Below are 26382 nucleotides of genomic sequence, written 5' to 3' on the forward strand. Positions count from 1 at the left end.
AGTCTAGAGGAAGCTCGAGGGCCCCGTGCGATGTTTTGAGCGTCACAGGCAGTTAGCGCGTAACGGTATCGGAAATCTTGGCCTTATCCCCCAGACGGCGCTCGTTGCCTGCTTGCAGACGCTTGATGTTCTCGCGGTGCGTCCAGAAGACCAGCCCGGCCAGCAGCACCACCGTCAGGATCTCCCACATGGGCCGGCCCAGGGCTACAGCAACCACCGCTGCGGTAAGGGCGCCGATCATGCTGCCTGCCGAGACGAAGCGGGTAAGCCCCATGGTCGCCACGCCCACCGGAAATGTGAGGAGGGCCAGCAGGGGATCCAGGAACAGCAGGGTGCCAAAGCTGGTCGCCACCCCCTTACCCCCGGTGAAGCGCAGGAAAACCGAGTAGTTGTGGCCCAGCACCGCCGCCAGCGCCACCCCGCCCAGCAAATAGCCTTCGATGCCCACCAGCCGGGCCAGCCACACCGCAATTCCACCTTTGAGCACGTCAAAAGCCGCCACCACCAGCGCCGGGCCCGCCCCCAGGGTGCGCAGGATGTTGGTAGCACCGGTATTCCCGGAACCCACCTTCTGGATGTCCACCCCATAGTAGCGGGCCACCCAAGCCCCCGCGGGGATCGCGCCAAACAAGTAAGCTAGCAACAAAACAAGCCAGGTTGTCCAGTCCACTGGGGCATTTTATACCCAACAGCCCGTGGCCCAAAGGCCCGTCTGGGAACTGCACCTGGAACCAGCGCTCAGTCGCTAAAGCGTTCCTCTTTCCAGGGGTCGCCCCGGCGATGGTAGCCGTTCACCTCCCAGAAGCCCAGTTCCTCCTTATCCAGAAACTCCAAACCCCGCACCCACTTGGCGCTCTTCCAGGCGTACAGGTGCGGCACCACCAGGCGCAAAGGGCCGCCGTGGTCCCGCGGGAGGGGCTGGCCAAACAGGGTGTGGGCCAGGATATTCTCCGCGCGCAAAAAGTCCTCGAGGCTGAGGTTGGTGGTGTAGCCCCCGTAGCAGTGCACCAGCACCGCCCTGGCCTGCGGCTTGAGTTGAACCTGCTGCATTAGGTCGAGCACCCGGACGCCACTCCACTGTACGTCCAGCTTGCTCCAGCGGGTCACGCAGTGAAAGTCGGCGGTCAGGTCGGACTGGGGCAGGGCCATCAGATCGGCCCAGCTCAGGGTTCTGGGCTCCTCAACCTGGCCTTTGATTTCAAATTGCAGCTCTTCTGGGCGCACGGTGGGGGTGGGACCGTAGGTGAGCACCGGGAATTTTTCGGTGAGCACCTGGCCGGGAGGCACCCGGTGCTGATCCACTACCCTGGGCTTGAAGAAGTTACCGAACATGGCTCTAGCCTAGCTGGGCTCGAGCCCCAGCCCCGTAAGCAAACGTACAATGCCTAGCGGGAGCGGTAGCGAATCACCTCGACCTTTTCCATGGTGATTAGGCCTTCCTGCACCATCTGGTCGAGGGTAGGCAAAAAGCCCTGTATTTTCTCTTCGCTGTCTACAATTTCGATGCAGATGGGCAGGTCTTCGGATAGCTGGAGGATTTTAGCGGTGTGGATGCGGGAGTGGGCTCCAAAGCCCATGAAGCCCCGGAACACGGTGGCACCGGCCAGGCCGGCTTTTTTGGCCTCGAGCACAATCGCTTCGTAGAGGGGCCGCCCCTGCCACTTGTCCGACTCGCCCAGAAAAATGCGCACCAGTTTGGCTTCGCCCTGCAGTTTCATACCCACCTCCCGGCCCAGCGGTAGGCCAGCCAGACCAAGACAAACCCCAGCACCACACTGCCAGCCACATATAAAAAGGCTTTGAGCCACTCCCCCTGCTGCACCAGGGTCAGGGTCTCCCAGCTAAAGGTGGAGAAGGTGGTGTAGCCGCCCAGCACCCCCACCGCCAGAAAAAGCCGCCACTCCGGGCTCAGGGCCCCCTCGAGGCTCAGGCGCAGCACCAGCCCAATCAGAAGGCTGCCGGTGATGTTAATCAAAAAAGTGCTCCAGGGAAACCCCGGCCCCAAGAGGCCCTGCACCCAGGCCCCCAGCCCATAGCGCAGCATGGCCCCGATGGCCCCGCCCAGCATGACCAGCAGATAGCGTTCCACCCTGCACAGTATCTTGTCTAAAGCCCGGCTTAATCCAGTCCCCTGTGGTGCTCTCAGGAAGTAAGGGGTAGACTTTTGGGATGAGATTCCTGGGCTTTTCATTAGTTGTATTGCTGCTGGTGGGCTGTGCGCCCCAGCCTGGAATTGGCGAAAAAGAGCGCCGTGAATGGGGCCTGCAGCCCATCATCAGCGGGTTTGCCCCCGACCGGGGCGAGGGCGGCAAGTACAAACTGCGCGAGCGGGTGTTTTTTAGCTTTACCCTGAGCCAGCCGGGCTACGTGACCCTGGTGACCATGGACAGCGACGGAACGACGGTGGTGCTCGAGCGCAACGTGCAGTTGCCGGCAGGCCGCCATACCTTCCCCCTAGCCACCGACCGCAACGCCCAGGGCCAGGCCGCCTACCTGGTGGTGCCGCCCCTGGGGCCTTCGCGCTTCCGGCTGCTGTATACCGATGTGCCGGCCACCAACCGGGAGCTTTTCCGGGGCAAGCTCAGCAACGATGAATTCAACCGGCACACCCAGGCCTACCTGAGCGCTGCCACGGTGCGCGACGTGGCCGAAACCTGGATGGAGGCGGTGCAATGAGATGGTGGCCCATAGCCCTGACCGGTGTGCTGGGGCTGACAGCCTGCACCCCGCCGGGCCCCCAGACCCAGGTCTGCACACCCGTCACCGATACCGGCACCGTGACCGGCAGCTTTACGCCGGTGGCGACGCTCAAGGTGCTCGACCCCGACAAAACCGAGGTGGCCCCCGGCCAGGTGGTGGTGACCGACAGCACCTTCAGTGCAAGCGCCGGGGACGTGCTTGTAAGTAATTGCAACGACGGCCTGCTACAGAAGGTCAAGAGCGTCTCCGCCCAGTTTGTGGGGGGGAACGGGGTCTCCAGCCAGGCGGTGCGGAAAGTTTACATTCAGACCGAGGAAGCGAGCCTCGAGGACGCCATTGCCTCGGGCGAGGTAACCCTCGAGACCGACCTCACCATCGGCGAGGCCAGCCTGGTGCAGGCCCTGGATGGCGTGAGCGTACAGGACTTCACCGGGCGCATCAACCTGACCAACGTCAAGTTCGATATTCCGGGCGTGCCCGGCGGGAGCATCACCCTCAACGGCTCTATCGAGCAGACCCTCAAACCCAGCTTCAACCTCAAGTTCAGCAACGGCAGCGTGGAGGTGTTCAGGGCCGGCCTGAGCGGCACGCTCAAGTCCTCCATTACCGCCACCATCCAGGCCAACGCCAGCTACAGCCCCTTTAGCCTAAGCAAGGAGCTGGCCTCCTGGAACATCAAACGGGCCTTTCTGGTGGGCAGCGTGCCGGTGGTGGTGGTCTTGCAGCCCAAGCTAATCGCCGGGGTGAGCAGCAACGCCGGGGGCAAGGTGACGGTCTCGGTGGGCATTGCCCCCACCTTTACCACCAACCTCCAGCTCGACTACAACCGCAACCGCACCACCAACGGGGGATGGAACAATACCTTTACCGCCAACTTTGCCCTCAACCCCACCTTCAACTACTCGGTTCCGGTACAGGGCACGGGCAATGCCTTCGCGGGGCTGGCTATGGACATCAAGTTCTATGGGGTGGCCGGGCCCAGCCTCGAGACCAAGCCTTTCATCAACCTGACCCTGAACGGCAACAACGGCACCGCCGGACTCAAAACCGGCATCAACGGCCAGAGCAAGGTCGAGGCTGGCTTCAAGGTGCTGGGCAAGGGGCTCGAGACCAGCTACAACGGGCCCAGCATCGAGCAGGCCCGCACCTTTAGCTGCCAGGCCCCCAGCACCTGCACTGCCAACTGAGTACGCCATGGGAAGCTGCGCCCCCTGGCTCATCGTAGTAAATTTGCCCTTCCTGCGGGGAGTCTTGGGGTGAGGAAAATCCAGCAGGGGTAAGGCCGGTTGAACTTTGGGCCAGTAGGCCCCAAAATACCCAGGTGTTCGAGTTTGCCATCACCGCCCAGTCCGGCCGGGCCCGCACTGGGCTTTTTCACACCCCCCACGGCCTGGTGCAAACCCCTTTGTTCATGCCGGTTGGCACCCAGGGCAGCGTCAAGGGCATCAGCCCCCGCGAGCTTAGGGAAATCGGCTCACAGATCATTCTGGGCAACACCTACCACCTGCTGCTGCGGCCCGGCCCCGAGCGGGTGCGGGCCCTGGGTGGGCTGCATAAATTCGCCGCCTACGACGGCCCCTGGCTCACCGACTCGGGCGGTTTTCAGGTGATGAGCCTGGGCGACCTGCGCCAGATCAGCGAGCAGGGCGTGACCTTCCGCAGCCACCTCAACGGCGACCTGATCGAGCTAACCCCCGAGTACAGCATCCAGGTGCAGGAAGCCCTGGGGGCCGATATCATCATGGCCTTCGACGAGTGCCCCCCCTACCCGGCCAGCCCGGAGTACCTCAAGGCCTCCATCGAACGCACCCTGCGCTGGCTCGAGCGCTGCCTTAAGGCCAAAACCCGGCCCGACCAGGCCCTGTTTGCCATTGCCCAGGGCGGGATTGACCTGGCCCTGCGTAAAGCCAGCGCCGAGGCCACAGCGGCCTTCGATACCCCCGGTCTGGCCATTGGCGGCCTGGCCGTGGGGGAACCCAAGGAGGGCATGTACCCGGCGGTGGAGCTTTCCACCCGGCTGCTGCCCGAGTCCAAACCCCGCTACCTGATGGGGGTGGGCCACCCCGAGGATCTGGTGGCCTCGGTGGCCCTGGGGGTGGATATGTTCGACTGCGTCTACCCCACCCGCACCGGGCGCTTTGGCTATGCCCTGGTGACCGAGGGGCGGCTCAACCTCAAGCTCTCGCGCTACCTCGACGACCCCCGCCCCATCGACCCCACCTGCGACTGCTACGCCTGCACCCACTACAGCCGGGCCTACCTGGCCCACTTGGTGCGGGCCGAGGAGATGCTGGCCCCCCGCATGATCTCGCTGCACAACCTGCGCTACCTGCACCGCCTGATGGAAAGCGCCCGAAAGGCCATCCAGTCCGGCAACTACGGCGAGTTTGCTAAGGACTTCGCCGGCCAACGCTTTGGGCAGCAGATTCCCGCGTGGTTTACCAGGGCCCTCGAGGAAGGTGGCCACTGGTAGTAGCCTCAACCCTCCTGGTAAAAACGACTATTCAGGTAGTAGTCGTTGTATAGGATTTTGAAAAAGGCCACCAGGGGCACGGCCAGTAAAGCCCCCGCCACCCCAAACAGCGAGCCCCCGATCAGCACCGCAGCAATGCCGGTCACCGGGTGCAGGCTGGTGGTACGGCCCATAATGATCGGCCAGACCACCCCCTGGATCTGGTTGCAAACCCACAGCACCAGGGCCACCACCGCAAAAGCCAGCCAGCCCAGCGGTAAAGCCAGCAACAAGGCCGGTATGGCCGAGATGATCACCCCCAGCACCGGCACAAAGCTAAAAATAAAGGCCAGAAATCCCAAAGACATGGCCTGGGTCAGCACCCCCACCCCAAACCCCTGAAAAGCCCCGAACGACAGGTACATGGCCAGGCTGATGAGCACCCCGTTGAACAAAGCGCCCAGCAGGGTACCCCGCACATAGCCCCCAAAGGCTGCATCGGCTTTTTGGGCCAGTTCCTGCACCTTGGGCTGGTAGGGCAACGGAACCGCGCGGAACAGCGCCGCCCCCACGCGGGGCAGGTCGTAGAGCAGGTAGATCGAGATGGTAATGACCGTCAAAAGCTGGAAGGCGCCGCCCAGAAGCCCTGTGAAAAAACCCAGCAGGTTGCCCCCCTGTGCCAGCAGGCTCTGCAAGCCGCGCAGCAGGGTCTGGGTGAAGGCTTGTAGCAGGGTTTGCAGGTTGAGGGTGGCCTGGTTGAGGGCCTCGAGCAAAACCGGCGGCAGCTCGATGCGCCCGATCTGCTCTGGCAGGCCCCGCGCCCAACCCACCAGGGGCTCTACCAGGCTGGGCAGATTGTTGACAAAGCGGGCGAGCTGCGTTGTCATACCGGCCAGCAGCACCGTGGCCAGCCCCAGGAAAAAGAGCAGGCCCACGAACACCACCACCACACCCAAGGCCCGCGTCAGACGCCGTTGCTCAAACCAGCGCACCACCGGGCTCGCCAGGTAAGAAAATACAAAGGCCGTCGAAACGATTCCAATGGCGGTGCGCGCGCCGTTCAGCACCCAGCTCAGCAGCCAAAAAACCAGCCCCGCCAGCAGCAAATACACCACAAGGCGTATCCAAGGGTTCTGCCAGGCCCAGCTCAGGGTTGTGCTCATACCTTTATCCCTCACGGTAGAACCGGCTGTTCAGATAAAGCTCGGTATAAAGCACCTTGAAAAAAGCCAGCAGCGGCACCGCCAGCAAGGCCCCTACCAGACCATAGAGGCTCGAGCCCACCAAAATGGCCGCAATTACGCTCACCGGATGCAGGCTGGTGGCCTGGCCCAGAATGCGCGGGCTCAGGACATGGGCTTCCACCTGGTTGGCCACCACCACCACCCCCAAGACCGCCAGCACCTGCGGCCAACCCACCGTAAGGGCCAGTAGCATCGCCGGCACCGTGGAAACAATCACCCCTACAAACGGAACCAGATTGAATACCGCTGCCAGAAACCCCAGCGACCCTGCCAGCGGCACCCCGCATATCCAAAAACCCACCGTCACGATCAGACCTACGCTGATGGCCACCAGAAGCTGTCCCCGGATGTATCCCCCCACCGCCCGATCCAACTTGGCAGCGATATCGGCCACAAAAGGTTGGTACGGCAAGGGAACCGCCTGGAAGAGGGTCTTGGAGATTTGCGGCAGGTCGTAGAGCAGGTAAATCGAGATGATCAGCGCGGCAAAAAGCTGCAACACCCCTCCCACCAGCGAGGCAAAGAAGCCCACCAGGCTCCCTCCCTGGGCCAGCAGCGCGCGCAAACCCTGCAAAAGGGTCTGGGTAAAGCCCTCGAGCAAGGTCTGCAAACCCTGGGCCGCCTGGGCAAAGGCCCCCTCCAGGGCTGGTGGAAGCTCTACCTGGCCGATGCGCGAGGGCAGGTTCTCAATCCAGGTGAGCAAGGGGGTCAGGATGCGGGGAAGTTCGGTCACGTAGCGGGCCAGCACATTTACCATTTCGGCGATCAGAAACGAGGCCAGCCCCAAAAACAGCCCCAGCCCCAGGTATACCAGGAGCACCCCCACAAAGCGCGGCACCTGGCGCTTTTCCAAAGCCCGCACGATGGGCGAGGTTAGATAGGCAAAAATAAAAGCCAGCGCCAGCGTAATCAGCGCCCCCCGGGCCCCCCCCAGCACCATCCCCAAAAGCTGGAGAAGCAGGTAAATCGAAACCGCATAGACGGCAATCCGCACCCACAACAGCTTCCAGATCTCGGCGAGGTCACGGCGCATGGGGATTACAATACCGCACGGTTCAGGGAAGGGCGAACTCGAGCCGGGCCCTGGCCCGCAGCGCCTCGGGTGTGAGTCCCTGGCCGAAGTACCTGTCTCGATCGGGCTCACCATCCCACAGCTCAAACAAGAGCCGCGCACCTTCACGGGTGCCTCGCACGGCGGCCTCGGTTCCGCTGTTGCCCACCCGGCCAATCCACTGCCCCTTGTGCACCCTGCTACCCACCTTTAGCCCCGGCGCGATCTCGGCAAGGTGGGCGTACACAGTGGTAAAACCGCCTGGATGGCGAATCCAGACCTCGCGCCCCCGCAGTTTGTCCATCTGCTCGGGCCCGGCCCCATTGGCCACCGCCCGAACCAGGGCCTCAAACTCGGCACGGCTCATTTCTTTGTAGCTGGTCTCGGCCTTAATCACCTCGCCCCCGGCGGCGGCCACCACCCCCATGCCATAGCGCACCGGAATACAGGCATCATCACCAGTAAACACAAAACCAGGGTTGGTGCCCTTGCGGTATTCGCGGGGGGCACCGGGCAGGTTGCCATCGGTTTTGGGCAGGCAGGCGCCGGGCAGGGGCAGCATAAAGCCCCCAGGGCCTTGCTCGAGGCGCTCTTTGAGCTGGGAAATTTCCGATTGCAAAACCGCAATCTGCCGGCGGGCACCGGATAGTTGCACGCTCTGCCACAAGGCCAGCAGGGTCACCAGAGCGAGCAGAATCCAGCCGGGCTTGATCGGCATGGGCCTATTTTATGCCAAAAGTAAAGAGGCACAGCGGGCTGTGCCTCTTGATGCTGGATGGCCTAGAGCAGGCTTAGCAGACGGGCTTTGATCTGCTTAGCGGTGAGGCCCTCGAGCTTCATGCCTTTGGCGCGCTCCACCAGCTCGTACACCTTGTGGGCGTGGCTGTTAGCGACGCGGAAGGTGATGGCCTGACCAACAACGGTAACGGTCACCTTGCGTAGGTTGGGCTCCTGCCAGCGCTTGGTATAGCCGGTGATCTTCTTACCCACCCCACCTTCGCGTTTGGCCTTACCACGGGTAATGATACTGTAGGCCACTACGGGGCGCTTGCCGCTAATTTCGCAAATCTTCGACATTGCAGGACTCCTAACTGCCAATGCAAGGGGCTGCCCCCTTGCCTCAGGGCAACAGCAAGGAGTATAGCATACCCTCATGGGAGCGTGCTAGACTTCCAGCGGTATGAATATCGCCACCTGGCTGGTTCCTGCCCTGCTGGTTGCCGATCAGGCCATCAAACTTGCGGTGCTATGGGCGGTTGGGCCACGTGTGTTCGAAGGCGAGGTAGGCGCGGTTTTTTTGAGCAATTTGTTTTGGGTCGTGGATGCCACCTTTGTGAAAAATACCGGTGCAGCCTTTGGGATATTCCAGGGTGGGGCCCGCATTTTGGTCTGGATAAGCCTGCTAATAGGCCTTGGCATTCTCGTATATCTGAGCCTGCATCACCGCCGAACCCCCCTGTTGCAGCAGTTGGCCTTATCCCTGATTGCCGCAGGGGCCCTGGGCAACGCAATCGATCGACTGGGCCACGGCTGGGTGGTCGACTACGTGGACATCAACCGCACGGGGCTGTCTATTTTAGACAATTTCCCCATCTGGAATCTGGCCGACGCATGCGTGGTGGTGGGGGTGTTTTTACTGTTGCTACCCCAGCGTAAGCGTCGGTACTAGCCGAGCGCAGACGCTCCGGTTGCGCCGCGGGCGTTCTTTTCTCCATTCAAGGTGGGAGAACAACGGCCTGGGAAGACCTTAAGGCCACGCACCCTGCGCTTGCCAACCCATCATCGCGGTGTGACTGCGGTTCAGACCTCGGGCTTGAAAGCTGTGGGAGCGACGGTTTCGGGCTGCTTGCTCTGGGCGATAATTTCCCGCACGCGCTCGCCCTGCACAATCTCGGTATCCAGGAGTTCGGCGGCCAGCTGATGCACGGCTTTGGCGTTTTCGGATAGAACCTGCTTAGCCCGTTCGTAGGCCCGATCCAGGATGGCCCGGATGTCCGCATCGATCAGGCGGCTGGTCTCCTCGGAGTGGTCTTGCTTTTTGGCGATCTCCTCCCCCAGGAAGATGGGGCCGGTGTTGGAGCCCCAGGCCACGTTCTTGAAGTGGTCGCCCATTCCCCAGTCCAGCACCATCTGCTTGGCCAGGCTGGTGGCCTGCTTGAAATCGTTGGCGGCCCCGGTGGTGATGGTACCCACAAACAGCTCCTCGGCCGCCCGACCCGCCAGGGTCATGGCCAGGGTGTCCTCGAGGTGCTCCTTGCTCATCAGGATGCGCTCCTCGGGCTTGCTCCAGCGCACCCCCAGGGCCATACCGCGGGGCACAATCGAAACCTTTTCGGTTTTGTCGGCATAAGGCAGCTCTTCGCCCACAATGGCATGGCCGGCCTCGTGGTAGGCCACAGCGCGCTTTTCTTGCTCACTAAGCTTCAGGGTTCCACGCTCCAGGCCCAGCATGATCTTGTCGAGCGCTGCCTGAAAGTGAGCGTTGGTGATTTCACTGGCATTCTCACGGGCCGCCTGCAGGGCCGCTTCGTTGACCAGGTTTTTCAGGTCGGCTCCGCTGAACTGCGGTGTCAGGCGGGCCAGGTTGTTTACGTCGACGTCCGGGGCAAACTTCTTACCCCGCATGTGCACCTGCAGAATTTCCTTGCGCTCCTCCAGGGTCGGCAGTCCAATTACCACCTGCCGGTCAAAGCGCCCTGGGCGCAAAAGGGCAGGGTCGAGGATATCCGGGCGGTTGGTCGCAGCCAGCACAATGACGCTGGTATCCTTCTCAAAACCGTCCATCTCGGAGAGGATCTGGTTAAGGGTCTGTTCCCGCTCATCGTGGCCGCCCCCAATGCCGGCCCCGCGTTTGCGGCCAATCGAGTCAAGCTCGTCTATAAAGATAATGGCCGGCGCGTTGCGGCGGGCCTCGTCAAACAGGGTACGTACCCGGCTGGCCCCCACCCCCACAAACATCTCCATAAACTCCGAGGCCGACACCGAGAAGAACGGCACCCCAGCCTCCCCGGCCACCGCGCGGGTCAGCAGGGTCTTACCGGTGCCGGGCGGCCCCACCAGGAGCACGCCCTTGGGAATCTCCGCCCCAATGGCGATATATTTTTGCGGGTTTTTGAGGAAGTCCACCACTTCCATCAGCTCGCGTTTGGCCTCGTGGTGGCCGGCCACATCCTTGAAGGTGGTATTGACCCGGCGCTCCTTACCGTACTGGCGCGCCCGGCTCTGGCCGAACTGCATAACCTGCCCCGCCCCCCCCTGCGAGCGCATGAAAAAAAACCACCAGAAACCAATCAGGGCCGCAATGGGCAGCAGGGTATACAGGAGCTGGGGCCAGATGCTAGGCAGCCGGTTTTCGATAACCACGCCGTTCTGACGAAGGAGGTTGGTAAACTGCGGATCGCTGTACCCCGCTGGAAGGGCAATCACGGTAAAGCGATCGGTGGTTTCAGTGTTGTTGCCCACCCGGATGCGCTCAGGCGCCTTGAAAAAACCAGTAATCCGGCCTTCCTGCAAAATAACCCGGGCCACCTTGCCCTGTTCAATGTAGGTGATAAAGTCGCTGTATGGAATGCTGGTGCGGGCGTTGTTGCCGCCCCCGAATAAGGTGAAAAGCCAGTAGGCCAGGATGAAGATAACAAGCAAGCTCCAAGGATTGATACGCGTAGGCAAACCAGAACCTCCATTGAGTGCCTGTGGTGCAGGCAGCACACATTCTGCCGATTATATAACGGCAGCGCGGTGCACTAGATTATGGTACTCAATCCTGGCGCAATGAATGAGTCCTAGGGTCGAAAGCCCAGGCCCGTTCGCAGGTGCAGCTTACACCGCGGCCCCCAGCCCCGCCTGGCCTGGCAAAGCAGACCTGGTTCTTATCGCTCTAAGCTTTGGGCTTTATGATGGAGGGTAATGCAAGTGGTACTCGAGGCCCTCCACCAAGGCGACTACGATACGGCGTTCGAAACGCTGATACGCACCTTGGCATTGGCGCAAGGACAGGAGGCAGCAGAGGCCGCCCTGCTATTGGCCGAGGCCTACTCACTGTACGGCGAGGGGGGCATCGAAGGCGCCAACCGGGCCCTGGAAGAGGGGCTAAGCAGCGTGCCATCCCTCGAGGCCCACCCGCGCTATCGCTCCATCCTGGGCGAGATGCGCGCACTGGAAGGTGCTTCGGAAGACGAGGTGCGCCAAATACTGCCCCGCACCACCGACCCTCGAGCCCTCTACCACCAGGCCCAGGCGCTGATGTACCTGGGTCTGCCCGAAGAAGCCCTGGAGATCCTGAACCGCCCCCTCGAGCTGCCGGCTTTTCTGGCCTGGCGGGCGCATACCTTGCGGGGCAAGGCCCTGGAGCGTCTGGGGCAGCCCGCCGAGGCAGCCGCGGCCTACAAAGAAGCTTCGCGGCTGGCAGTGGGCATGGAGCATTACTGGAACCTGATCGACGCCTCGGCCATGTTTGTAGAGGCCGGGATGGGCCTCGAGGCCCTGCAAGCCCTGCAAGAGGCCGAGCTCGAGGCCCCGGAGCTGGAAGACCCCGAGGAGGCCGCCACCCGCTACTATCTGATCGCGCGCAGCCACCTCCTGCTGGGCAACCCCAACCTGGCCCTCGAGGCCATCCAGCGGGCTTTGGAGATCGAGCGCGAAGGTGCAGAGCCGGCCCACGGCACACCGCTGGTACACGGCCAGGCGCTTATGCAGCTGGGGCAGCCCCGCGAGGCCATTGAGGCCTTCCGGGAGGCTGTGCGGCGGGCTGAAGAACAGGACAGAAGCTACGCCTTGCACGAGCTGGCCGTTGCGTACCTCGAGGCTGGTGAGCTGGCCGAGGCCGAGGCCACCCTGCGGGAGGTGCTGCGCGACCCCGAGTACGGCCACCTAGGCGACGCCTACGGCGACCTGGCCGAGGTGCTCTACCGCCTGGGCCGCTACGATGAGGCCCATCAAGCCGCCCATGAGGCCATCCGCCAGGGAAGCCCAAGCACCGGATACCTGATCCTGGGCAACCTGGCCTACGACCTGCTACACCTGGAAGAGGCCCTCGAGCACTACACCCAGGCCTGCGAGACCGCCGCCGAGGGCAGCCGCGACTGGGTCACGGCCCAGCAAATGGTGGTGGATACCTTGGCCCAGCTAGGCTTTCGCCGCCCCAACGAGATCATCCACCGCAGCGAGGCTGTGCTGCCTTACCTACACCCCGCCGACGAGTGGCACCACACCCTGAGCAGCTACCTCGAGCGCGCTCGCAGCCTGATGGATGGTAGCCGGACACTCAACTAGCACCGATGGTTCAGACAGCCTGGCCCGGCCTGACAACGGCCGGTGCGGGGCACGCTAATATAAAGCCGATGAAAGCACTGGCCCTCATTGCACACGACGGCAAGAAAGCCGATATGGTGTCGTTTGCCAAGGATCACAAAGACCTCCTGGCACGCTTTCCGCTGGTGGCCACCGGCACCACCGGGCGAATGCTGGAGGAAAAAGCTGGCCTGGCCGTAACCCGCCTGCTTTCGGGGCCTTTGGGCGGCGATCAGCAGATCGGGGCTATGGTGGCGGAGGACAAGGTGCTGGCGGTGGTTTTCCTGCGCGACCCCTTGCAGGCCCAGCCGCACGAACCCGATGTGCAAGCCCTGATGCGGGTATGCGACGTGCATAACGTACCCCTCGCCACCAACCTTACCGCTGCTGAAGCCGTGCTAGCCTGGCTGCAGAGCGAGCTGTCCGCCAACGAGCGGCAGGAAAACCACTAGGCCCGGGCCGCAGATAGTGTCAAAAGACCGAATGTTAGAAAAGTTGAGTGCTATATTAGCAAGTAGGTATGACACCGGTTGAGTGGATTCAACAAATGGTCGAAGCCAACCGCGAAGCCCTGCGGCAGATGCCCTTTCCGCCCGGCATGGCCGAGTACGTAGAGGAGCTGGTGCGCACAGGTCAGACGGAACAGATCATAGCCATCATAAAGATGGGCTTCTTAATCGGCGTCCAGCAAGGCGCCCGAAGCGAACCGATACCAACCGCACCTCCTGTGCGCATCCAGGCCTAGGCCCGGGTTATCGACGGCCGGGAGGGGCTCCTGGTGGTAGACGCGCTTTCTTAACCCAAGGGGTCGGCATTCCTGACCAATGGCGACTATGCTATTGGTTAGGACGGTTGCTATGCCGCAGCGCTATATTCCACCCCCTACCCCGCAGTACGCCCTCGAGTCCGGCCCCATTCTCCTTAAGGACGGCCGAACCGCCACCCTGCGCCCGGCCCAGCCCGAGGATCGGGCCCTGTTTGTGGAGTTTCTCCAACGCCTATCCCCGCAAGCCCGCACCTTCCGGTTTTTCTCCGAGGTCGACCCCGAAACCGCCGCCGATCTGCTTTTGCGCAAGCCCCCCGATGAGGACAAGGTGACCCTGGTGGTGCTCACCGGCGACCCCGAACGCATCATTGCCACCGGTGAGTACGTGCAGGAGGGGCCCGGCTCCACCTCGGCTGAGGTGGCTTTTTTGGTAGACGACTGGTACCAGGGACGGGGCCTGGGCTCGCTGCTGCTCGAGCGGCTGGCCCTGATCGGGGTGCAACGCGGCATCCGGCGGTTCCATGCCTTCACCCTGGCCGAAAACAAGCAGATGCTGGATGTGTTTAAGGCCAGCGGTTTCCAGGTCGAGTCGCACACCGAGTCCGGCGAGGTGGAGGTCAGTTTCGATATCGAGCCCAACCCCGAGATGGTGGCCCGGTTTGAGTTGCGCGAGCGCGTGGCCACGGTGGCCTCGCTGCTGCCGGTTTTGCGCCCCAAGGGCGTGGCCGTGGTAGGTGCTTCCAGAGATCCTAGCAGCGTTGGCTACCAAATTCTGGAACACCTGGTGCTCAACCGGTTCCAGGGCCCGGTCTATCCGGTCAACACCGCCGCCACCCCCGCCGCGGGCGAGGTGCCGGTGGTGGGCTCGATGCTGGCCTACACCTCGGTCAAGGCCGTGCCGGGGCCAATTGACCTGGCGATCATCACCACCCCCCGCGACAAGGTGCTGGAGGCTGCCGAGGCCTGTGGCCAGCGGGGGGTCAGGGCCCTGATGGTGATCACCACCGACATGGAAGAGCGGCAGATCAAAGCCCTGGCCCAAACCTGCCGCCACTACGGCATGCGGCTGTTGGGGCCGGGTTCACTGGCTCTAATGAGCACCAGCTCCGAGGTGCAGCTCTGTGCTGGCCTGGCCCCGCGGCTCCCCTTGCAGGGGCGGATCGCCATGTCCAGCCAGAGCGGGGCTGTGGGGCTGGCGGTGCTGGAGTACGCTCGCGAGATGGGAATGGGGTTTTCCAACTTTGTATCGCTGGGGGCCAAAGTGGACATCTCCTCCAACGACCTGATTCAGTACTGGGAGGAAGACCCCGAGACCGGACTGATCCTGCTGTACGTAGAGTCGTTCGGCAATCCCCGGCGCTTTGCCCGGCTGGCCCGGCGGGTGGGTCGTAAAAAACCCATCCTGGCCGTCCGACCCGGGCGCGATCCGGTGGTGGAGGCGCTCTTCAAACAAACCGGGGTGGTGCGGGCCGAAAACCTGGAGGAAATGTTCGATATCGCAGCCATTCTGGCCCACCAGCCCCTACCCGAAGGCCCCAATGTAGCCCTGCTGACCAATGCTTCGGGGCCCGCATACCTGGCCAAGGACGCCCTCGAGGCCGAGGGGTTACAGGCCGAGGTTCGCGACCTGGGCTCGAGGGCCTCCGCTGAAGAGTACCTGGCGGCCGCGCAAGCGCTCCTCTCAGGCGGCTACCATGCCTTTATCGCGCTCTTCGTACCGCTGGGCTATGCCACCCTGGAGGAGGTCGCCGAAGCCTTGCAAACCGCTTTTAATGAAGCTCGAGCCCAGGGCATCCAGATTCCGCTGCTCACCTGCTTTATGGCCGCAGGGCGGCCACGCGTGCGGCTGGGGGCCGAGCTGGTGCCCTCGTACCGCTTCCCCGAATCGGCCGGACGCGCCCTGGCCGCAGCCTACGCATACGCCCAGTGGCGCACCACCCCACCCGGGGAGATCCCCGACCATGGGGTACAGGAAGACGCCGCCCGGGCCCTGGTCGGGAAAGCCCGGGGCCAGCTTAGCCCGAAACAAACCCAGGAACTGCTGGGGTACTTCGGCATCGCGCTCAGGCCTTCTTCCCAGCCAGGCATCGCCCTGGTGCTGCGAATCCGGCACGATGCCCTGTTTGGGCCGGTGCTGAGCCTGTCCCTTACCGGGCTGCCCCTTGGAGAGCAACTACTGGGTCTGCGCATCACCCCTCTCACCGACCGGGAAGCCCTCGAGATGCTACAGCCGCTGGCCGGCAAAGCCCACCTCGAGAGCCTCCAAGACCTGCTGCTGCGGGTCTCGCGTATGGTTGAGGAGCTGCCCGAGGTGGAGGGACTCGAGCTTACCTTGCACAGCCAGCCGGAAGCCACTGCGGTGACCCAGGCTCAGGTTCGGCTACGCAACCACCCAGCCAAACGGTAGTTTTTCCAGCCCCCGGCGGCTCAGGGCTTCAGGCCCACAAAAATGCTCCAGTCCTCTTCCCCGTCCTCCGATACAGCCAGGTGATAGTGCAGGGGCTCGAGATCCTGTTCGCTCAGCAAAAGCTCCAGCGGCGCCACAAAAGCCCAGCGCACCAGCCCTTCGTGCCGAATGAACCGCTGGGGCTTATGCTCGGGCCGCACAATCAGCACCAGGCGACCGCGCGGTTTGAGCACCGGTAGGGCGCACTCCAGGTGCCTCGAGAGCCAGTTGGTGTAATCCGTCTCGGGGTGCTCGTGGATGCTGGGGTCGAAGACGTTGCGGGCAAACCAGGAAAAAGTAGGAGGATGCAGCACCAGCAAATCGGCCACCGCCTCCCCCAGCGCATCCACCAGATCGGCGATATCCATCTTGTGCACCAGCCGGCCATCCCCGTTGATGTCGCTACCCCAGGCTTTACGACCCAGTTCCAGGGCCTTCTGCACCACCGTTCCCCTGCCCGCCATAGGATCCACCACCAGGCCCCCTGGCTCGCTGTAGCGCTGGATCAGCACCTCAGCGATCGCTGGATTGAGGCCCTCGAGCCGACGGCTCCGCTTATCGGCAGGAAAGATCCAGACCGGCCGGCTGGCCCAGTCCACCGGGGCCCGGCGCGTTGTCAGTAGCCTGGGCCAAGAGTGCTCCTGGACGGCTTTTTGCAATTGGGCAAGCTCCAACTGCCGCTTTCGATACAGGCTTAGGAGCTTGTGCACCTCAACAAAGCTGGCTCCTTCTACCAGGAGCTCCCGCAAGAGGGGGCCCACCGGTGGCTCCAGGCAGGCCAGGGCCAGCACCGTGTAGCGCAGGTGCTTGGTGCTGGTCATCCCCACCAGATGGGTGAACACCTTGAACCGGGCCTCGTCCAGCTCCAGCAGGCTCGAGGCAATCTGTTGGTCGTTTGCTTCTGGCCGGTTCAGAAAATCCCGACCGGCCTGTATCACCCGCTGATAAACCAGATGCGCGTTCGGCATGGTTTCATTTTGCCGCCAGAAAGATTTCCGCTAAACAGAAAAGTGTTTGCCCTGCCTGCTACTCGATCACAATCTTCTCCGAGGCTGTTTCGGGCTGGGGGTACTGCATCGCCAAGCCCTCCAGGGTTTCTACCAGGATGTGGCTCACCAGCCAGTTGCGGTACCAGTTCTTGTTGGCCGGAATGACATACCAGGGGGCATACTCGGTGCTGGTCTCGCGGATGGCTGCTTCATAGGCCTCTTGATACCTGTCCCAAAGCCGGCGATCCTCGAGGTCGCCCATACGAAATTTCCAGCGCTTCTCGGGGTTATCTAAGCGCTCCTGCAACCGCTGGCGCTGCTCGTCTTTGGAGATATGCAGGAAGAATTTGAGGATGGTGGTTCCCTCATCGGCCAGCATGCGCTCGAACTCGCGGATGTGGCGGTAGCGCTTCTGCCAAACCTGTTGGGGCACCAGGTTTTTAACCCGCACCACCAGCACGTCCTCGTAGTGGGAGCGGTTGAAAATCACCAGCTCACCCTTGCGGGGCACCTGCTGGTGCACCCGCCAGAGGTAGTCGCGGGCCAGCTCCTGCTCGGTGGGCACACCAAAACTGGCCACGCGCACCCCGCTGGGGTTTACCCCGTCGAAAACCACCCGGATGGTGCCATCCTTGCCGCCCGCATCCATGGCCTGCAACACCACCAGTACCTTGTGCTGGCCTTCCGCATACAGCAGCTCTTGCAGCTTCTCCAAACGCCTGTTGAGCACAGCCAGGGCTTCCAGGGCCGCTTGCTTGCCCCCCTCAAAGGCGCTGGTGTCGTCGGGATCGAAGCGCTTTAGTTCAAAGCGACCATCCGGTTGAACGCGGTATTTTTTCATCTGGGCTCCCATCAGGAATTCTATGCTGCAGAACCCCATCCGGCCAGCATCCCAGCCTCATCCTTGCGTCCGGGTGGCTCCGGTAGGCTAATGGGGTGCACCGGTGGATTGGCTGGCTTTTATGTTTGTCGTTGGCGACCGCCCAGCAACCGTCGCAGATACTTGTGGGACACCGGGCCCCGGTGGGGGCTGTGGCTTTTGGCCCTGGGGGAAGGTTGGCCCTGGGAGCGGATACCTACGTTCATCTCCACCAGGCCGATGGGCGTTTTTTGCGCACCCTGAGCGGGCACAGCGATACCGTGCGAGCCCTGGACTTCGCTGCGGATGGCACCTTGCTCAGCGCGTCCTCCGATACCACCCTGCGGCTGTGGAACCCCCAGAGCGGCCTGCTGAAAGGCGTGTTGCAAGGCCACCGCGATCAGGTTTGGTCGGCCCGCATCAGCCCGGATGGGCGTCAGGTGCTCAGTGGTAGCGCCGACGGTGAGTTGCGCCTTTGGAGTGTGCCAGCGCTGGGCTTGTCTCGGTCTATTTATGCAGGGCGCGGCTGGATATACAGCGTTGGGCTTTCCCCGTTAAACCCTGTCTGGGCAGCCGGGGGGCAGGATGGGGTGCTCTTGTGGAATCCCCAGAGCGGCCACCGGCTGCCCCTTCTGGGCTCCCTCTCGGTGCGAGCGCTGGCCTGGGGGCCGGACGGCCAGTTGGCCACTGGCGACCGGGACGGACAGATACAATTGTGGAGTGCCGAGGGGCGCTATGTGCAGCAGTGGAGTGCGCATCGCCTGGCGGTGAGCGCCCTGGTCTGGCGCAAGCGCGCGCAGCTCATCAGCGGGGGGCAGGACGGCCAGATTATCTTCTGGGACACAGGCCGGCCCCAAAAAACCCTCCAGACGGCCTCGGTGCTGGCCCTGGCTGTGGGCGAAAGCCGGCTCCTGAGCGGCCACGACGATGGGCGGGCCCGGTTGTGGAGCCTGGACGGAGGGCTGCTACGAACCCTCGAGCCCCCTGCGGCCTCGGTGAGCGCCCTGGCCTACAGCCCCGACGGGAGGCTGCTGGCCAGCGGGGGCTGGGACGGCGAGGTCTGGCTGTGGAACCGCCAGGGGCAGCCCATCCACAGGCTGAGCGAGGCCGCCCTGGAAATTACCGCCCTGGCCTTCAGCCCGGATGGGCAGTACCTGGCCGCAGGCAGCCGCGACGGCCTGACCCGCCTCTACCAAACAGGTAGCGGGCGGCTGTTGCAGAGCCTCGAGGCCCATGGCAACGGGGTGGGGGCCCTGGCCTTCGCCCCAAACGGACGGGCCCTGGCCACCGGCGGGCGCGACCGGTTAATCCGGCTCTGGGACTGGCGGCAGGGCCGGAAGGTGCTCGAGTTCCGCGCCCACGAGTCCCACGTAACGGGCCTGGCTTTTAGCCCCGACGGGCGCACGCTTTATAGCAGCAGCAGCGATGAAAGCCTGGCCTGGTGGGCCCTGCGCCCCGAGGGGGTGGGGCTCCTGCGCCGGGTCATGGCCCACGCCCGGGGCCTCTACGGCCTGGCCCTGAGCCCCAACGGACGCCTGCTGGCCACCGCCAGCCACGACCAGACCCTCAAGCTCTGGGATGCCCAGTCGGGGAAGCTGCTCCGGGTGCTGGAAGGGCACACCGAGGCCGCCCAGGCCCTGGCCTTCTCGCCCGACGGCCAGCGGCTGGCCAGCGTGGGCTGGGACAAGACCCTGCGCCTGTGGAGCGTGCAGGGGCCGCTTTTACAGACCACCTCAGGGTTTGTGCGGCCCCTCTACGCGGTGGCCTGGGCCCCTGATGGCCGGCTGGCGGTGGGCAGCGGCACCCTGCGGCAGGCCGGCACCGTGGCTTTATTCAGACCGTAGCTCAGGCCAGACCCGCCCATAGGGGCGCACCTCACCCTGGGGGAAGGCCTGCTGCAAGAGTTCCTGCAAGAACCGCCCCGCCATGGGCAGCAGGCCGGTGCAGCCCTGGTTCACATAAACAAACACATAGCCGGGCGGGCGGGGCGACTGGCTGAAGGTGAGCACCCCAGCATATTCCGGAAAAGCCTCGTAAAAAATAGCCAGAAGGCCCTCCAGCAAGGCCCTGGCCTCGGGCAGGGGCTGGCCCTCCAGCGGGCGCACCCAGAAGGTGACCACCTTGAGGGGGGTCATGGCCGGCCTCCGTGCTGCCAGACCGGCACCCCGCGCAACAGTTCGGCCAGTTTTTTCGCCCCCTCGGCCAGGCGCGGCCCCGGACGGCCCAGGTAGGCCTCCTCGAGGGCGAACACCTGCTTATGCTTCAGGGCGGGGATATCCAGCTTGCGGCGCAGAACCACCTCTGGACGCAGTTTTTTCGCCCCGCACCACGAGACCGTAATCAGGTCAGGCTGGGCCTCCTCCACCAGGGCGGGGGTGAGGGGCTGGGAGCGCACCGGCAGGTGGGCAAAGGCGTTTTCCGCCCCCAGCGCCTCCAGCATCTGCGTTACCCAACTGTGTTGCCCGGCGGCAATCATGGGCCGGGGCCACCACTCCACCATCACCCTGGGGGGGCGCACCCAGTTGGGCAGCGAGCCCCGGGCCTGGGCGATCATCCACTGCATGGCCCGCACCACGTGCCGGCCCTGCGAGGCCACCCCCAGAAGATCCGCCACCTGAATAATGTCGTTGTAGACGTCCTGCAGGCTTTGCGGGTCGAGCACCACGTGGGGGATTTGCCGCGCTTGCAAACCCTCCACCACCCGCTCCATGCCCGGCACGCTCAGGCTGGCCAGCACCAGGTCGGGCTTCAGGGCCTCGACCCTGTCCAGGTCAATCTGGAGGTCGGGCCCTACCCGGGGCAGCCGGGCCACCTCGGGAGGAAAGTCGGAGTTGCTGTCCACCCCCACCAGCCTGTCCAGGCAGCCCAGGGCCCAGACGATCTCGGTGTTGGAGCAGGTCAGGCTCACCAGGCGCATACCAGCCCTCCTTTATCGGCGTTTTTTGACCAGCCACTTCTCCTCGGCGAAGCCTTCGCGTTTATTGACCACTCGAGCCAGCGTAAAAAGCAGGTCCGAGAGCCGGTTGAGGTAGCGCAGGGCCTCCGGGTTCACCTCCTCGGTGCGCATCAGCGCCACCACCCGGCGCTCGGCCCGGCGGGCAATGGTACGGGCGAGGTGCAGGGCCGCCGCCGCAGGATGGCCGCCGGGATGGATGAAGCCGGTGAAGCGGGGGGCTTCTTCCTGGTAGCGGTCAATCAGGGCCTCGAGCTTCTCCACGTCTGAGGCGTCCATGCGGGCCAGGTTGCGCTCGTAAGGGCCGCCGGCGCGGGTGGCGAGGTCGGCCCCTAGGTCGAAGAGGGCGTTCTGGAGGTACTCGAGGTCGGCTTCAATGTCGGCGTGGGCCGCCCCCAGGGCCGCGCGAGCCAGCCCGATGGCGCTGTTGGCCTCGTCCACCGTGCCATAGGCCTCCACCCGGGGGTGGTCCTTGCCCACCCGCTCGGCCCCGTACAGGCCGGTCTCCCCCGCGTCACCGGTTTTGGTGTAGATTTTCATGCTTTCATTTAACTCTACCCAAGGCGGCTCGAGTGGGTCACGCCCAACATACCTCACTATGCCTGGCAGTACTATGGTCTCATGCGCAGGGGAAGTGTGCTGGCCATCCTGGAGGAACCGCTGCCTGGCCTAGCCCAACAGTACGGCATCAAAAGCCTGTACCTGTTCGGCTCCACCGCTCGCGACGAGGCCAGTCCCGACAGCGACGTGGACTTTTTGGTGAGATTGGCGCAGCCCACCTTTGAGCGCTACATCGGCCTCAAGCACGCCCTGGAAGACCTGCTGGGCTGCAAGGTGGATCTGGTCAGCGCCAAGAAAGTACCGGCCGAGCTGCGCGCCCACCTCGAGGCCGATGCACTTCGGTTGATTTGAAAAGGGGCCCATGCGCCACCCCACCCCCCCCAACCCCCACCTACAAAAGCGGGTCTACCTCGAGCAGATGCAGGAGGCCGCCCGGCGAGTCCTGCGCTATACCGCTGGGATGAAGTTGGCCGATTTTGCCGCCGATCTGCGCACCCAGGACGCCGTGCGCCACAACCTCCACCGCCTGGGCACGATGGCTGCTGCCATGCACCCCAGCCTGCGCGAGGAACTGCCCGAGCTGGACTGGAGAAGCATCCTGGACTTACCCGACCTGGTCAGCCACCTCCACTTTGGCATTCAGGACGAGATTCTCTGGGATCTAATCCGGCGCACCCTGCCCTACTGGCTGGTGGTGCTGGAGGAGGCCCTGGAGCAGTCGGTGTGACATCTTAGACTGAGACCATGCACATTCGTCTGCTCGTACTCCCAGCCCTGGCCTCTTTTGCCCTGGCCCAGACCACCCACACCGTCCAGCCCGGCGAGACCCTCTACCGCATCGCCCAGCAGTACAACACCAGCGTGGAAGCCCTGCAGGTGCTGAATAACATCGCAGACCCCACCCAGCTTCGGGTGGGGCAGGTGCTGCGGGTGACGGGGCAGCCCAGCCCAGCCCTTCGCCGCCTCACCCAGGCCCCGGCCCCCATCGAGGCCATCGAGTGGCCCGGCGAGACCATCCAGGGCCACCTGGCGGTGATCCGCATCACGGCCCCGGCACCGGTACAGGGCGAGGTGCGCTTCCTGAACAACACCTACCCCATCCAGCAAAACCGCGTGCTGCTGCCCATACCGGCCCTGCAAGCCCCTGGGGTCTACCCCGCCCGGCTGCGGGTGGGGGGGGCGGAGGTGGGGCTCGAGGTGCGGGTGGTGGCCGGAAGCTTTGGGCGCTTTGTGCTGCAACTGCCCCCCGACCGCCAGGCCCTGCTGGTGCCCGAGCGGCTGCGGGCCGAACGGCTCAAGGTGGTGGGCTCCTGCGACTTCGACCGGCCCCAGCAGTGGCGGGGCCCCTTCCAGAAGCCCGTCCAGACCAACCGCATCACCGACCCCTTCGGCACCCGCCGCAGCTACGACGGCGGGCGCAGCTACTCCTACCACGAGGGGCTCGACTACGGCGTGCCCGAAGGCACCCCGGTCTATGCCCCGGCCCCGGGTGTGGTGGGCCTGGCCGAGCGGCTCTTTGTGCGGGGGAACGCCGTCACCCTCAACCACGGGCTGGGGGTGTGCAGCGGCTACTGGCACCTCTCGCGCATTGCTGTAAAACCGGGCCAGACTGTGCAGGCCGGCGACCTGCTCGGCTACTCGGGCAACACCGGCCTGTCCAACGGGCCTCACCTGCACTTCGAGATCCGGGTGCGGGGCATCCCCACCAACCCCGCCCCCTGGTTCCTGAGCGTTCCCTGACCCAGCAGCCTATGGGGCGAAACCGCGCGCGGGGCGAACCCCCTGCTCGGTGGCTAGAAAGCGCACCGGCACGTCCCAGGGGTCGTGCGGCAGCTCGGGCAGCACCAGCGCCTCGGCCACCAGGCCCACCGTGAGGGTGCGTGGGGGTAGCTGGGCCAAAAAGCGGTCGTAGAAGCCCTGCCCATACCCCAGCCGGTGGCCCCAGGGGTCGAAGGCCAGGCCCGGCACCAGCACAGCGTCCAGCACCTCGAGCGCCACCTTGGGGGTCTCGGGGGCCGGCTCCCAGAAACCATACCTGTGCTTGACCAGCCGGCAGGGCAGGGGGTGCACCTCGAGCTGGTGGGTGCGGGCCCTGGGCAGGTAGTAGGCAGCGGGGTACAGGCGCTGCAGTGCGGCGGGATCGAGTTCGGAGCCAAAAGCGCTGTAAAGCAGAATGTGCCGGGCCCGGTGTTCTTGCAAAAAACCGGTCAGGTGTTGGGTCACTTCTTGCGAGAGTGTTCCGGTGGGAAGGTTTTTGCGTACCTCCTTGGCCCAGCGCCGGAGTTCGGCCTTGTCCATACCCGTCAGTATTTCATCCCAAAGCGAGACCGCAAGTTATCAGAGATATAACTGGAAGGCTGGTTGACAGTCTAGGGTGTCGTTTGTCAAAATCCTCTAGGTGAGGGAGGTGACCCCTCGAGACACCTTTGTCCCACAGGAGTCCACTATGCCCAGATACGTTTACCAGAACCTTGAGACCGGCGAACAATATGAGTTCGAGCAGGGTTTTCACGATCCCGCCTACACCCATCACCCCGAGACCGGCGCTCCCATCAAGCGTCTGATTTTTGCTCCGGCGGTGGTGTTCAAGGGCTCGGGCTGGTACATCAAAGACTCCAAGGCCGGCTCCAACGGCAAGTCCGAGTCCGGCAACAAGGAAGCCGGGAGCGCGGCGGCCGATTAAGGGGACAACCTCAAAAATAAACCCATAAAACACGCAGCCTTGGCTTATTAATAGCCGGGCTTCTTTGTTTTTGTCTTACCTCTATCCTAATCTGCTGCCCATCCACCATACTGGGGTCGTATGACCATGGAAACGAGGTGTGTATGTTCCTGCTCTTAGGCATCGTGGTGGCTGTCCTGGGCATCGTCCTGCTGGCACAGCCCGGTGGGCGGCGGGCGCTGGGCGCGCCGCTGCTGCTCGTTGGGTTAGCTATAGCGACCATATCACAAAGCTTTGTGGTGGTTCCGGCAGGCCACGTGGGGGTGGTGTTCAACGTGTTTGGCGGCGTGCAGCCCGCCCCCCTGGGGGAGGGCTTCCGCATCGTGATACCGGGTATTCAAAGCGTTGTTCTTTACGATGCTCGCCTGAAGGAAGTAACCCTGGCCAAGGGGCCGGCCCCCTCGAATACCAGCACCCCCGGCGAGGACGCCATTACCGCCCGCAGCAAGGAGGGGCTGGACATTGGGGTAGACGTCACCGTGCAGTACCGCATCAAGCGCGAGGAGGCCCCCCAGCTTCACCGCAACCTGGGGCCGAACTACCTCGAGACCCTGATCGTGCCCCAGATTCGCAGCAAGGTGCGCGACGCCGTAGGTTTGTTCAACGCCGCCGAGCTCATCAGCACCCAGCGAACCCAGCTCGAGGCCGCCGTAACCAGGGAGCTGCGCGAAGACCTGGGGGCGCAGCATATCGAACTCATCTCGGTGCTGTTGCGCCGGATTGATATTCCACCCTCGGTGGCTAAGGTAATCGAGGAAAAGCAGACCGCCGAGCAGCAGGTGCAGGTGGAGATCAACCGCCGGCAGCAGGCCGAGATCGCCGCCCAGCGGGCCGTGGTACAGGCCAAGGGCGAACGCGACGCCGCCATTCTGCGGGCCGAGGGCGAGGCCCAGGCCATCCGCCTGCGCGGCGAGGCCCTGCGGCAAAGCCCCCAGGTCATCCAGCTCACGGTGGCCGAAAAACTGGCCCCCAACATCCAGACCATCCTGGTGCCCACCACCGGCAACTTCCTGCTCGACCTGCGCAGCCTGCAGCAGGCCCAGCCGGCGCGGTAGCCCTACTGGGTGTTGGGGGCGGCCTCGAGCGGCCGCACCCGCACCGCAGCGCCGGGCTTAATCTGGTACCTCGCAAACCAGCCCTGCCCCACCTCGAGCACCTGCCGGTAAACCACCCCCGGCACATAGCTGCGACAGCCTTTGCCCTGGGGGGGAGCGGGGCAGGGCTCGATGTCCAGAATGGCTAGAATGGTGCCGCGGCTATCCAGAAAAGCCACCGAGACGGGCTTCTCGAGGCCCATCCCCGTCCAAGCCTGGTCGCGGGGTTCCAAAAAGCTATACAAAAGGCCCTGGTGGGCTTTTCGGGTGAAGAGGTCGAGCACCCTGGGGTTGGAGAGCCTGTACACCGGCAGCTCCACCGTTCCCTTGGGGCTCGAGATGCTCACCACTGCGTTGGGCACGGGAGGGGTACGCTGTGGCGGGCGGTTCAGAATCTGGCCCGCCCAAAAATAGCCCGTGGTGGAGAGCGCCACCGCCAGGGCAATGAGCCCCAGACCATAGCCACGCAGACCTCCGGAGCGGCTCATGGGTTGCTTACCACCGCAATTTCGAACAGGTAGGGCCAGAGCTTACCGGTAACAAAGATGCGCCGGGTCTGGCTGTCGTAAGCGATGCCGTTGAGCACCGCGTCGGGGTTGGGGTTACGGGCCTGGGCCAGAAGCACCAGCCCGCTCAGGTCGAGCCAGGCCTCCACATTGCCGCTCTGGGGGTTGATGATGGCGATGCGGCTGGTCTGCCAGACATTGGCCCAGATGCGGCCCTGGATGTACTCGAGCTCGTTCAGCCGGGTTACCGGCTGCCCCCCGGCCCGCACCGTAAGGGTGCGCTCGGGCCGGAGGGTGCGGGGGTTGAGGAAAAATAGCTGGGCCGAGCCGTCCGACATAATCAGGCGCTGGCCGTCGTGGGTCAGGCCCCAGCCCTCGGTCTGGTAGGTGAAGCGCCCCACCGGGTTGAAGTTGAGGTCGTAGATAAAGCCCTCCTGGTTCTGCCAGGTGAGCTGATAGAAGCGGTTCTGGAAGAGGGTGATGCCCTCGCCAAAGTACTTCTGCGGCAAAGACCGGCTTTGCAGCACCCGCCCGGTCTGGAGTTCCACCTTGCGCAGGCTGGACTGGCCGTAGAGACCGGTGCCCTCGTACAGAAAACCGTCGTGGTAGATGAGCCCCTGGGTAAAGGCCTGGGGGTCGTGGGGGTAGGTGTTGACAATGCGAAAACCCCAGACCGGAACCGAGGGCTGGGCCAGGGCCAGGCCCAGCAGGGCCAAGAGGGCAAGGAACGCTCGAATCACGCCCTTTACC

31 protein-coding genes are annotated in these 26382 nt (G+C 63.8%); 14 read left to right on the top strand and 17 right to left on the bottom strand.

The genetic code is table 11. The features are described 5' to 3' along the window. Positions 1-52 precede the first annotated feature (52 nt). The 4 genes from plsY to crcB all read right to left on the bottom strand — a co-directional run bounded on the left by plsY (position 53) and on the right by crcB (position 2089). Entirely contained in the window at positions 53-670 is a 618-nt protein-coding gene (gene plsY / locus MRUB_RS12435) for a glycerol-3-phosphate 1-O-acyltransferase PlsY (protein ID WP_013014719.1), read from the bottom strand. 68 nt (positions 671-738) lie between these two features. After that, a complete protein-coding gene (locus tag MRUB_RS12440) occupies positions 739-1332 on the bottom strand; it encodes a sulfite oxidase-like oxidoreductase (RefSeq protein ID WP_013014720.1) in 594 nt (197 codons plus the stop codon). Positions 1333-1385: 53 nt separating this feature from the next. Continuing rightward, complete coding sequence (locus tag MRUB_RS12445; RefSeq protein ID WP_013014721.1) at positions 1386-1718, bottom strand: DUF190 domain-containing protein; 333 nt, start codon at positions 1716-1718, stop codon at positions 1386-1388. After that, positions 1715-2089, bottom strand: a complete 375-nt coding sequence (gene crcB / locus MRUB_RS12450; protein ID WP_013014722.1) for a fluoride efflux transporter CrcB — start codon at positions 2087-2089, stop codon at positions 1715-1717. The genes MRUB_RS12445 and crcB overlap by 4 nt, the downstream gene beginning before the upstream one ends. A gap of 80 nt (positions 2090-2169) precedes the next feature. Here crcB and MRUB_RS12455 point away from each other — a divergent pair, with 80 nt between their 5' ends. From MRUB_RS12455 to tgt, 3 genes are all read left to right on the top strand, one after another. After that, positions 2170-2676: a DUF4384 domain-containing protein gene (locus tag MRUB_RS12455; RefSeq protein WP_013014723.1), complete on the top strand. Its 507-nt coding sequence runs from the start codon at positions 2170-2172 to the stop codon at positions 2674-2676. Then, on the top strand, positions 2673-3887 hold the full coding sequence (locus MRUB_RS12460; RefSeq protein WP_013014724.1) for a hypothetical protein: 1215 nt from the start codon (positions 2673-2675) through the stop codon (positions 3885-3887). The genes MRUB_RS12455 and MRUB_RS12460 overlap by 4 nt, the downstream gene beginning before the upstream one ends. 134 nt (positions 3888-4021) lie before the next feature. After that, positions 4022-5173 (top strand): tRNA guanosine(34) transglycosylase Tgt, encoded by a 1152-nt coding sequence (tgt, locus tag MRUB_RS12465; RefSeq protein WP_013014725.1) that lies wholly within the window; start codon positions 4022-4024, stop codon positions 5171-5173. 5 nt (positions 5174-5178) lie between these two features. Here the strand turns inward: tgt and MRUB_RS12470 are convergent, their stop codons facing one another. The 4 genes from MRUB_RS12470 to MRUB_RS12485 form a co-directional block, all read right to left on the bottom strand. After that, the gene (locus MRUB_RS12470) at positions 5179-6315 is read right to left on the bottom strand and encodes an AI-2E family transporter (RefSeq protein WP_013014726.1); all 1137 of its coding nucleotides are present in this window, start codon (positions 6313-6315) and stop codon (positions 5179-5181) included. 4 nt (positions 6316-6319) lie between these two features. Continuing rightward, a complete protein-coding gene (locus MRUB_RS12475; RefSeq protein WP_013014727.1) occupies positions 6320-7429 on the bottom strand; it encodes an AI-2E family transporter in 1110 nt (369 codons plus the stop codon). A 22-nt stretch (positions 7430-7451) separates the two neighbouring features. Continuing rightward, positions 7452-8165 (bottom strand): M23 family metallopeptidase, encoded by a 714-nt coding sequence (locus tag MRUB_RS12480; protein ID WP_013014728.1) that lies wholly within the window; start codon positions 8163-8165, stop codon positions 7452-7454. Positions 8166-8227: 62 nt separating this feature from the next. Then, positions 8228-8524 (bottom strand): large ribosomal subunit protein bL28, encoded by a 297-nt coding sequence (locus tag MRUB_RS12485; protein WP_013014729.1) that lies wholly within the window; start codon positions 8522-8524, stop codon positions 8228-8230. A gap of 103 nt (positions 8525-8627) precedes the next feature. On the opposite strand from MRUB_RS12485, the gene lspA reads away from it, so the two are divergent. Beyond that, on the top strand, positions 8628-9116 hold the full coding sequence (lspA, locus tag MRUB_RS12490) for a signal peptidase II (RefSeq protein ID WP_013014730.1): 489 nt from the start codon (positions 8628-8630) through the stop codon (positions 9114-9116). A 131-nt stretch (positions 9117-9247) separates the two neighbouring features. On the opposite strand, the gene ftsH is transcribed toward lspA, so the two are convergent. Beyond that, the gene (gene ftsH, locus MRUB_RS12495; protein WP_013014731.1) at positions 9248-11116 is read right to left on the bottom strand and encodes an ATP-dependent zinc metalloprotease FtsH; all 1869 of its coding nucleotides are present in this window, start codon (positions 11114-11116) and stop codon (positions 9248-9250) included. A 237-nt stretch (positions 11117-11353) separates the two neighbouring features. On the opposite strand from ftsH, the gene MRUB_RS12500 reads away from it, so the two are divergent. From MRUB_RS12500 to MRUB_RS12515, 4 genes are all read left to right on the top strand, one after another. After that, positions 11354-12718, top strand: coding sequence for a tetratricopeptide repeat protein (locus tag MRUB_RS12500; protein WP_015586735.1), 1365 nt, complete (start codon positions 11354-11356; stop codon positions 12716-12718). Positions 12719-12786: 68 nt separating this feature from the next. After that, entirely contained in the window at positions 12787-13188 is a 402-nt protein-coding gene (gene mgsA / locus MRUB_RS12505) for a methylglyoxal synthase (RefSeq protein WP_013014733.1), read from the top strand. A gap of 68 nt (positions 13189-13256) precedes the next feature. Then, positions 13257-13481: a hypothetical protein gene (locus MRUB_RS12510; protein WP_013014734.1), complete on the top strand. Its 225-nt coding sequence runs from the start codon at positions 13257-13259 to the stop codon at positions 13479-13481. A gap of 112 nt (positions 13482-13593) precedes the next feature. Continuing rightward, entirely contained in the window at positions 13594-15909 is a 2316-nt protein-coding gene (locus MRUB_RS12515; RefSeq protein WP_013014735.1) for a bifunctional acetate--CoA ligase family protein/GNAT family N-acetyltransferase, read from the top strand. Between the two features lie 20 nt (positions 15910-15929). Here MRUB_RS12515 and MRUB_RS12520 read toward each other — a convergent pair whose 3' ends face one another. Both MRUB_RS12520 and MRUB_RS12525 read right to left on the bottom strand, forming a co-directional pair. Beyond that, positions 15930-16916 carry a DNA methyltransferase gene (locus MRUB_RS12520; RefSeq protein WP_013014736.1) on the bottom strand — a complete coding sequence of 329 codons (987 nt, stop codon included), beginning with the start codon at positions 16914-16916 and terminating at the stop codon, positions 15930-15932. A gap of 58 nt (positions 16917-16974) precedes the next feature. After that, positions 16975-17778: an AMP/ADP-polyphosphate phosphotransferase gene (locus MRUB_RS12525; protein WP_015586734.1), complete on the bottom strand. Its 804-nt coding sequence runs from the start codon at positions 17776-17778 to the stop codon at positions 16975-16977. Positions 17779-17993: 215 nt separating this feature from the next. On the opposite strand from MRUB_RS12525, the gene MRUB_RS12530 reads away from it, so the two are divergent. Next, on the top strand, positions 17994-19640 hold the full coding sequence (locus MRUB_RS12530) for a WD40 repeat domain-containing protein (RefSeq protein WP_235438226.1): 1647 nt from the start codon (positions 17994-17996) through the stop codon (positions 19638-19640). On the opposite strand, the gene MRUB_RS12535 is transcribed toward MRUB_RS12530, so the two are convergent. The 3 genes from MRUB_RS12535 to MRUB_RS12545 are packed head-to-tail and all read right to left on the bottom strand — an operon-like array spanning position 19626 to position 21289. Next, positions 19626-19931 carry a hypothetical protein gene (locus tag MRUB_RS12535; RefSeq protein ID WP_013014739.1) on the bottom strand — a complete coding sequence of 102 codons (306 nt, stop codon included), beginning with the start codon at positions 19929-19931 and terminating at the stop codon, positions 19626-19628. The genes MRUB_RS12530 and MRUB_RS12535 overlap by 15 nt on opposite strands. Then, positions 19928-20713: a cobalamin-binding protein gene (locus tag MRUB_RS12540; RefSeq protein WP_013014740.1), complete on the bottom strand. Its 786-nt coding sequence runs from the start codon at positions 20711-20713 to the stop codon at positions 19928-19930. The genes MRUB_RS12535 and MRUB_RS12540 overlap by 4 nt, the downstream gene beginning before the upstream one ends. Positions 20714-20725: 12 nt before the next feature. After that, the gene (locus tag MRUB_RS12545; RefSeq protein WP_013014741.1) at positions 20726-21289 is read right to left on the bottom strand and encodes a cob(I)yrinic acid a,c-diamide adenosyltransferase; all 564 of its coding nucleotides are present in this window, start codon (positions 21287-21289) and stop codon (positions 20726-20728) included. An 81-nt stretch (positions 21290-21370) separates the two neighbouring features. On the opposite strand from MRUB_RS12545, the gene MRUB_RS12550 reads away from it, so the two are divergent. Genes MRUB_RS12550 through MRUB_RS12560 form a run of 3 tightly spaced genes read left to right on the top strand, consistent with a single transcriptional unit; the run spans position 21371 to position 23050 of the window. Next, positions 21371-21661, top strand: coding sequence for a nucleotidyltransferase family protein (locus MRUB_RS12550; protein ID WP_013014742.1), 291 nt, complete (start codon positions 21371-21373; stop codon positions 21659-21661). A gap of 10 nt (positions 21662-21671) precedes the next feature. After that, the gene (locus MRUB_RS12555; RefSeq protein WP_013014743.1) at positions 21672-22037 is read left to right on the top strand and encodes a HepT-like ribonuclease domain-containing protein; all 366 of its coding nucleotides are present in this window, start codon (positions 21672-21674) and stop codon (positions 22035-22037) included. A 17-nt stretch (positions 22038-22054) separates the two neighbouring features. Then, a complete protein-coding gene (locus MRUB_RS12560) occupies positions 22055-23050 on the top strand; it encodes a LysM peptidoglycan-binding domain-containing M23 family metallopeptidase (RefSeq protein WP_013014744.1) in 996 nt (331 codons plus the stop codon). 9 nt (positions 23051-23059) lie between these two features. On the opposite strand, the gene MRUB_RS12565 is transcribed toward MRUB_RS12560, so the two are convergent. Next, positions 23060-23608 (bottom strand): 5-formyltetrahydrofolate cyclo-ligase, encoded by a 549-nt coding sequence (locus MRUB_RS12565; protein ID WP_013014745.1) that lies wholly within the window; start codon positions 23606-23608, stop codon positions 23060-23062. Between the two features lie 148 nt (positions 23609-23756). Between MRUB_RS12565 and MRUB_RS12570 the strand changes: the two genes are divergently transcribed. Both MRUB_RS12570 and MRUB_RS12575 read left to right on the top strand, forming a co-directional pair. Then, positions 23757-23993, top strand: coding sequence for an FmdB family zinc ribbon protein (locus MRUB_RS12570; RefSeq protein WP_013014746.1), 237 nt, complete (start codon positions 23757-23759; stop codon positions 23991-23993). 143 nt (positions 23994-24136) lie between these two features. Further along, on the top strand, positions 24137-25087 hold the full coding sequence (locus MRUB_RS12575) for a prohibitin family protein (RefSeq protein WP_013014747.1): 951 nt from the start codon (positions 24137-24139) through the stop codon (positions 25085-25087). Positions 25088-25089: 2 nt separating this feature from the next. On the opposite strand, the gene MRUB_RS12580 is transcribed toward MRUB_RS12575, so the two are convergent. Together MRUB_RS12580 and MRUB_RS12585 are read right to left on the bottom strand one after the other, a co-directional pair. Then, positions 25090-25614 (bottom strand): DUF192 domain-containing protein, encoded by a 525-nt coding sequence (locus tag MRUB_RS12580; RefSeq protein ID WP_013014748.1) that lies wholly within the window; start codon positions 25612-25614, stop codon positions 25090-25092. Then, complete coding sequence (locus tag MRUB_RS12585; protein WP_013014749.1) at positions 25611-26372, bottom strand: glutaminyl-peptide cyclotransferase; 762 nt, start codon at positions 26370-26372, stop codon at positions 25611-25613. Before MRUB_RS12585 ends, MRUB_RS12580 begins: the two co-directional genes overlap by 4 nt. Positions 26373-26382: the final 10 nt, after the last annotated feature.

This window comes from Meiothermus ruber DSM 1279 (assembly GCF_000024425.1).
Taxonomy (GTDB): Bacteria; Deinococcota; Deinococci; order Deinococcales; family Thermaceae; genus Meiothermus; species Meiothermus ruber.

Coding starts and splice junctions, on each gene's coding strand:
- MRUB_RS12575 (WP_013014747.1), top strand. CDS start 24,137: ATGTTCCTGCTCTTAGGCATCGTGGTGGCTGTCCTGGGCATCGTCCTG.
- MRUB_RS12560 (WP_013014744.1), top strand. CDS start 22,055: ATGCACATTCGTCTGCTCGTACTCCCAGCCCTGGCCTCTTTTGCCCTG.
- MRUB_RS12480 (WP_013014728.1), bottom strand. CDS start 8,165: ATGCCGATCAAGCCCGGCTGGATTCTGCTCGCTCTGGTGACCCTGCTG.
- MRUB_RS12565 (WP_013014745.1), bottom strand. CDS start 23,608: ATGGACAAGGCCGAACTCCGGCGCTGGGCCAAGGAGGTACGCAAAAAC.
- MRUB_RS12555 (WP_013014743.1), top strand. CDS start 21,672: ATGCGCCACCCCACCCCCCCCAACCCCCACCTACAAAAGCGGGTCTAC.
- MRUB_RS12520 (WP_013014736.1), bottom strand. CDS start 16,916: ATGCCGAACGCGCATCTGGTTTATCAGCGGGTGATACAGGCCGGTCGG.
- MRUB_RS12525 (WP_015586734.1), bottom strand. CDS start 17,778: ATGAAAAAATACCGCGTTCAACCGGATGGTCGCTTTGAACTAAAGCGC.
- MRUB_RS12500 (WP_015586735.1), top strand. CDS start 11,354: ATGCAAGTGGTACTCGAGGCCCTCCACCAAGGCGACTACGATACGGCG.
- MRUB_RS12460 (WP_013014724.1), top strand. CDS start 2,673: ATGAGATGGTGGCCCATAGCCCTGACCGGTGTGCTGGGGCTGACAGCC.
- MRUB_RS12535 (WP_013014739.1), bottom strand. CDS start 19,931: ATGACCCCCCTCAAGGTGGTCACCTTCTGGGTGCGCCCGCTGGAGGGC.
- MRUB_RS12550 (WP_013014742.1), top strand. CDS start 21,371: ATGCGCAGGGGAAGTGTGCTGGCCATCCTGGAGGAACCGCTGCCTGGC.
- MRUB_RS12470 (WP_013014726.1), bottom strand. CDS start 6,315: ATGAGCACAACCCTGAGCTGGGCCTGGCAGAACCCTTGGATACGCCTT.
- MRUB_RS12515 (WP_013014735.1), top strand. CDS start 13,594: ATGCCGCAGCGCTATATTCCACCCCCTACCCCGCAGTACGCCCTCGAG.
- MRUB_RS12580 (WP_013014748.1), bottom strand. CDS start 25,614: ATGAGCCGCTCCGGAGGTCTGCGTGGCTATGGTCTGGGGCTCATTGCC.
- MRUB_RS12445 (WP_013014721.1), bottom strand. CDS start 1,718: ATGAAACTGCAGGGCGAAGCCAAACTGGTGCGCATTTTTCTGGGCGAG.
- MRUB_RS12475 (WP_013014727.1), bottom strand. CDS start 7,429: ATGCGCCGTGACCTCGCCGAGATCTGGAAGCTGTTGTGGGTGCGGATT.
- MRUB_RS12510 (WP_013014734.1), top strand. CDS start 13,257: ATGACACCGGTTGAGTGGATTCAACAAATGGTCGAAGCCAACCGCGAA.
- MRUB_RS12455 (WP_013014723.1), top strand. CDS start 2,170: ATGAGATTCCTGGGCTTTTCATTAGTTGTATTGCTGCTGGTGGGCTGT.
- lspA (WP_013014730.1), top strand. CDS start 8,628: ATGAATATCGCCACCTGGCTGGTTCCTGCCCTGCTGGTTGCCGATCAG.
- MRUB_RS12440 (WP_013014720.1), bottom strand. CDS start 1,332: ATGTTCGGTAACTTCTTCAAGCCCAGGGTAGTGGATCAGCACCGGGTG.
- MRUB_RS12570 (WP_013014746.1), top strand. CDS start 23,757: ATGCCCAGATACGTTTACCAGAACCTTGAGACCGGCGAACAATATGAG.
- MRUB_RS12545 (WP_013014741.1), bottom strand. CDS start 21,289: ATGAAAATCTACACCAAAACCGGTGACGCGGGGGAGACCGGCCTGTAC.
- MRUB_RS12540 (WP_013014740.1), bottom strand. CDS start 20,713: ATGCGCCTGGTGAGCCTGACCTGCTCCAACACCGAGATCGTCTGGGCC.
- mgsA (WP_013014733.1), top strand. CDS start 12,787: ATGAAAGCACTGGCCCTCATTGCACACGACGGCAAGAAAGCCGATATG.
- MRUB_RS12485 (WP_013014729.1), bottom strand. CDS start 8,524: ATGTCGAAGATTTGCGAAATTAGCGGCAAGCGCCCCGTAGTGGCCTAC.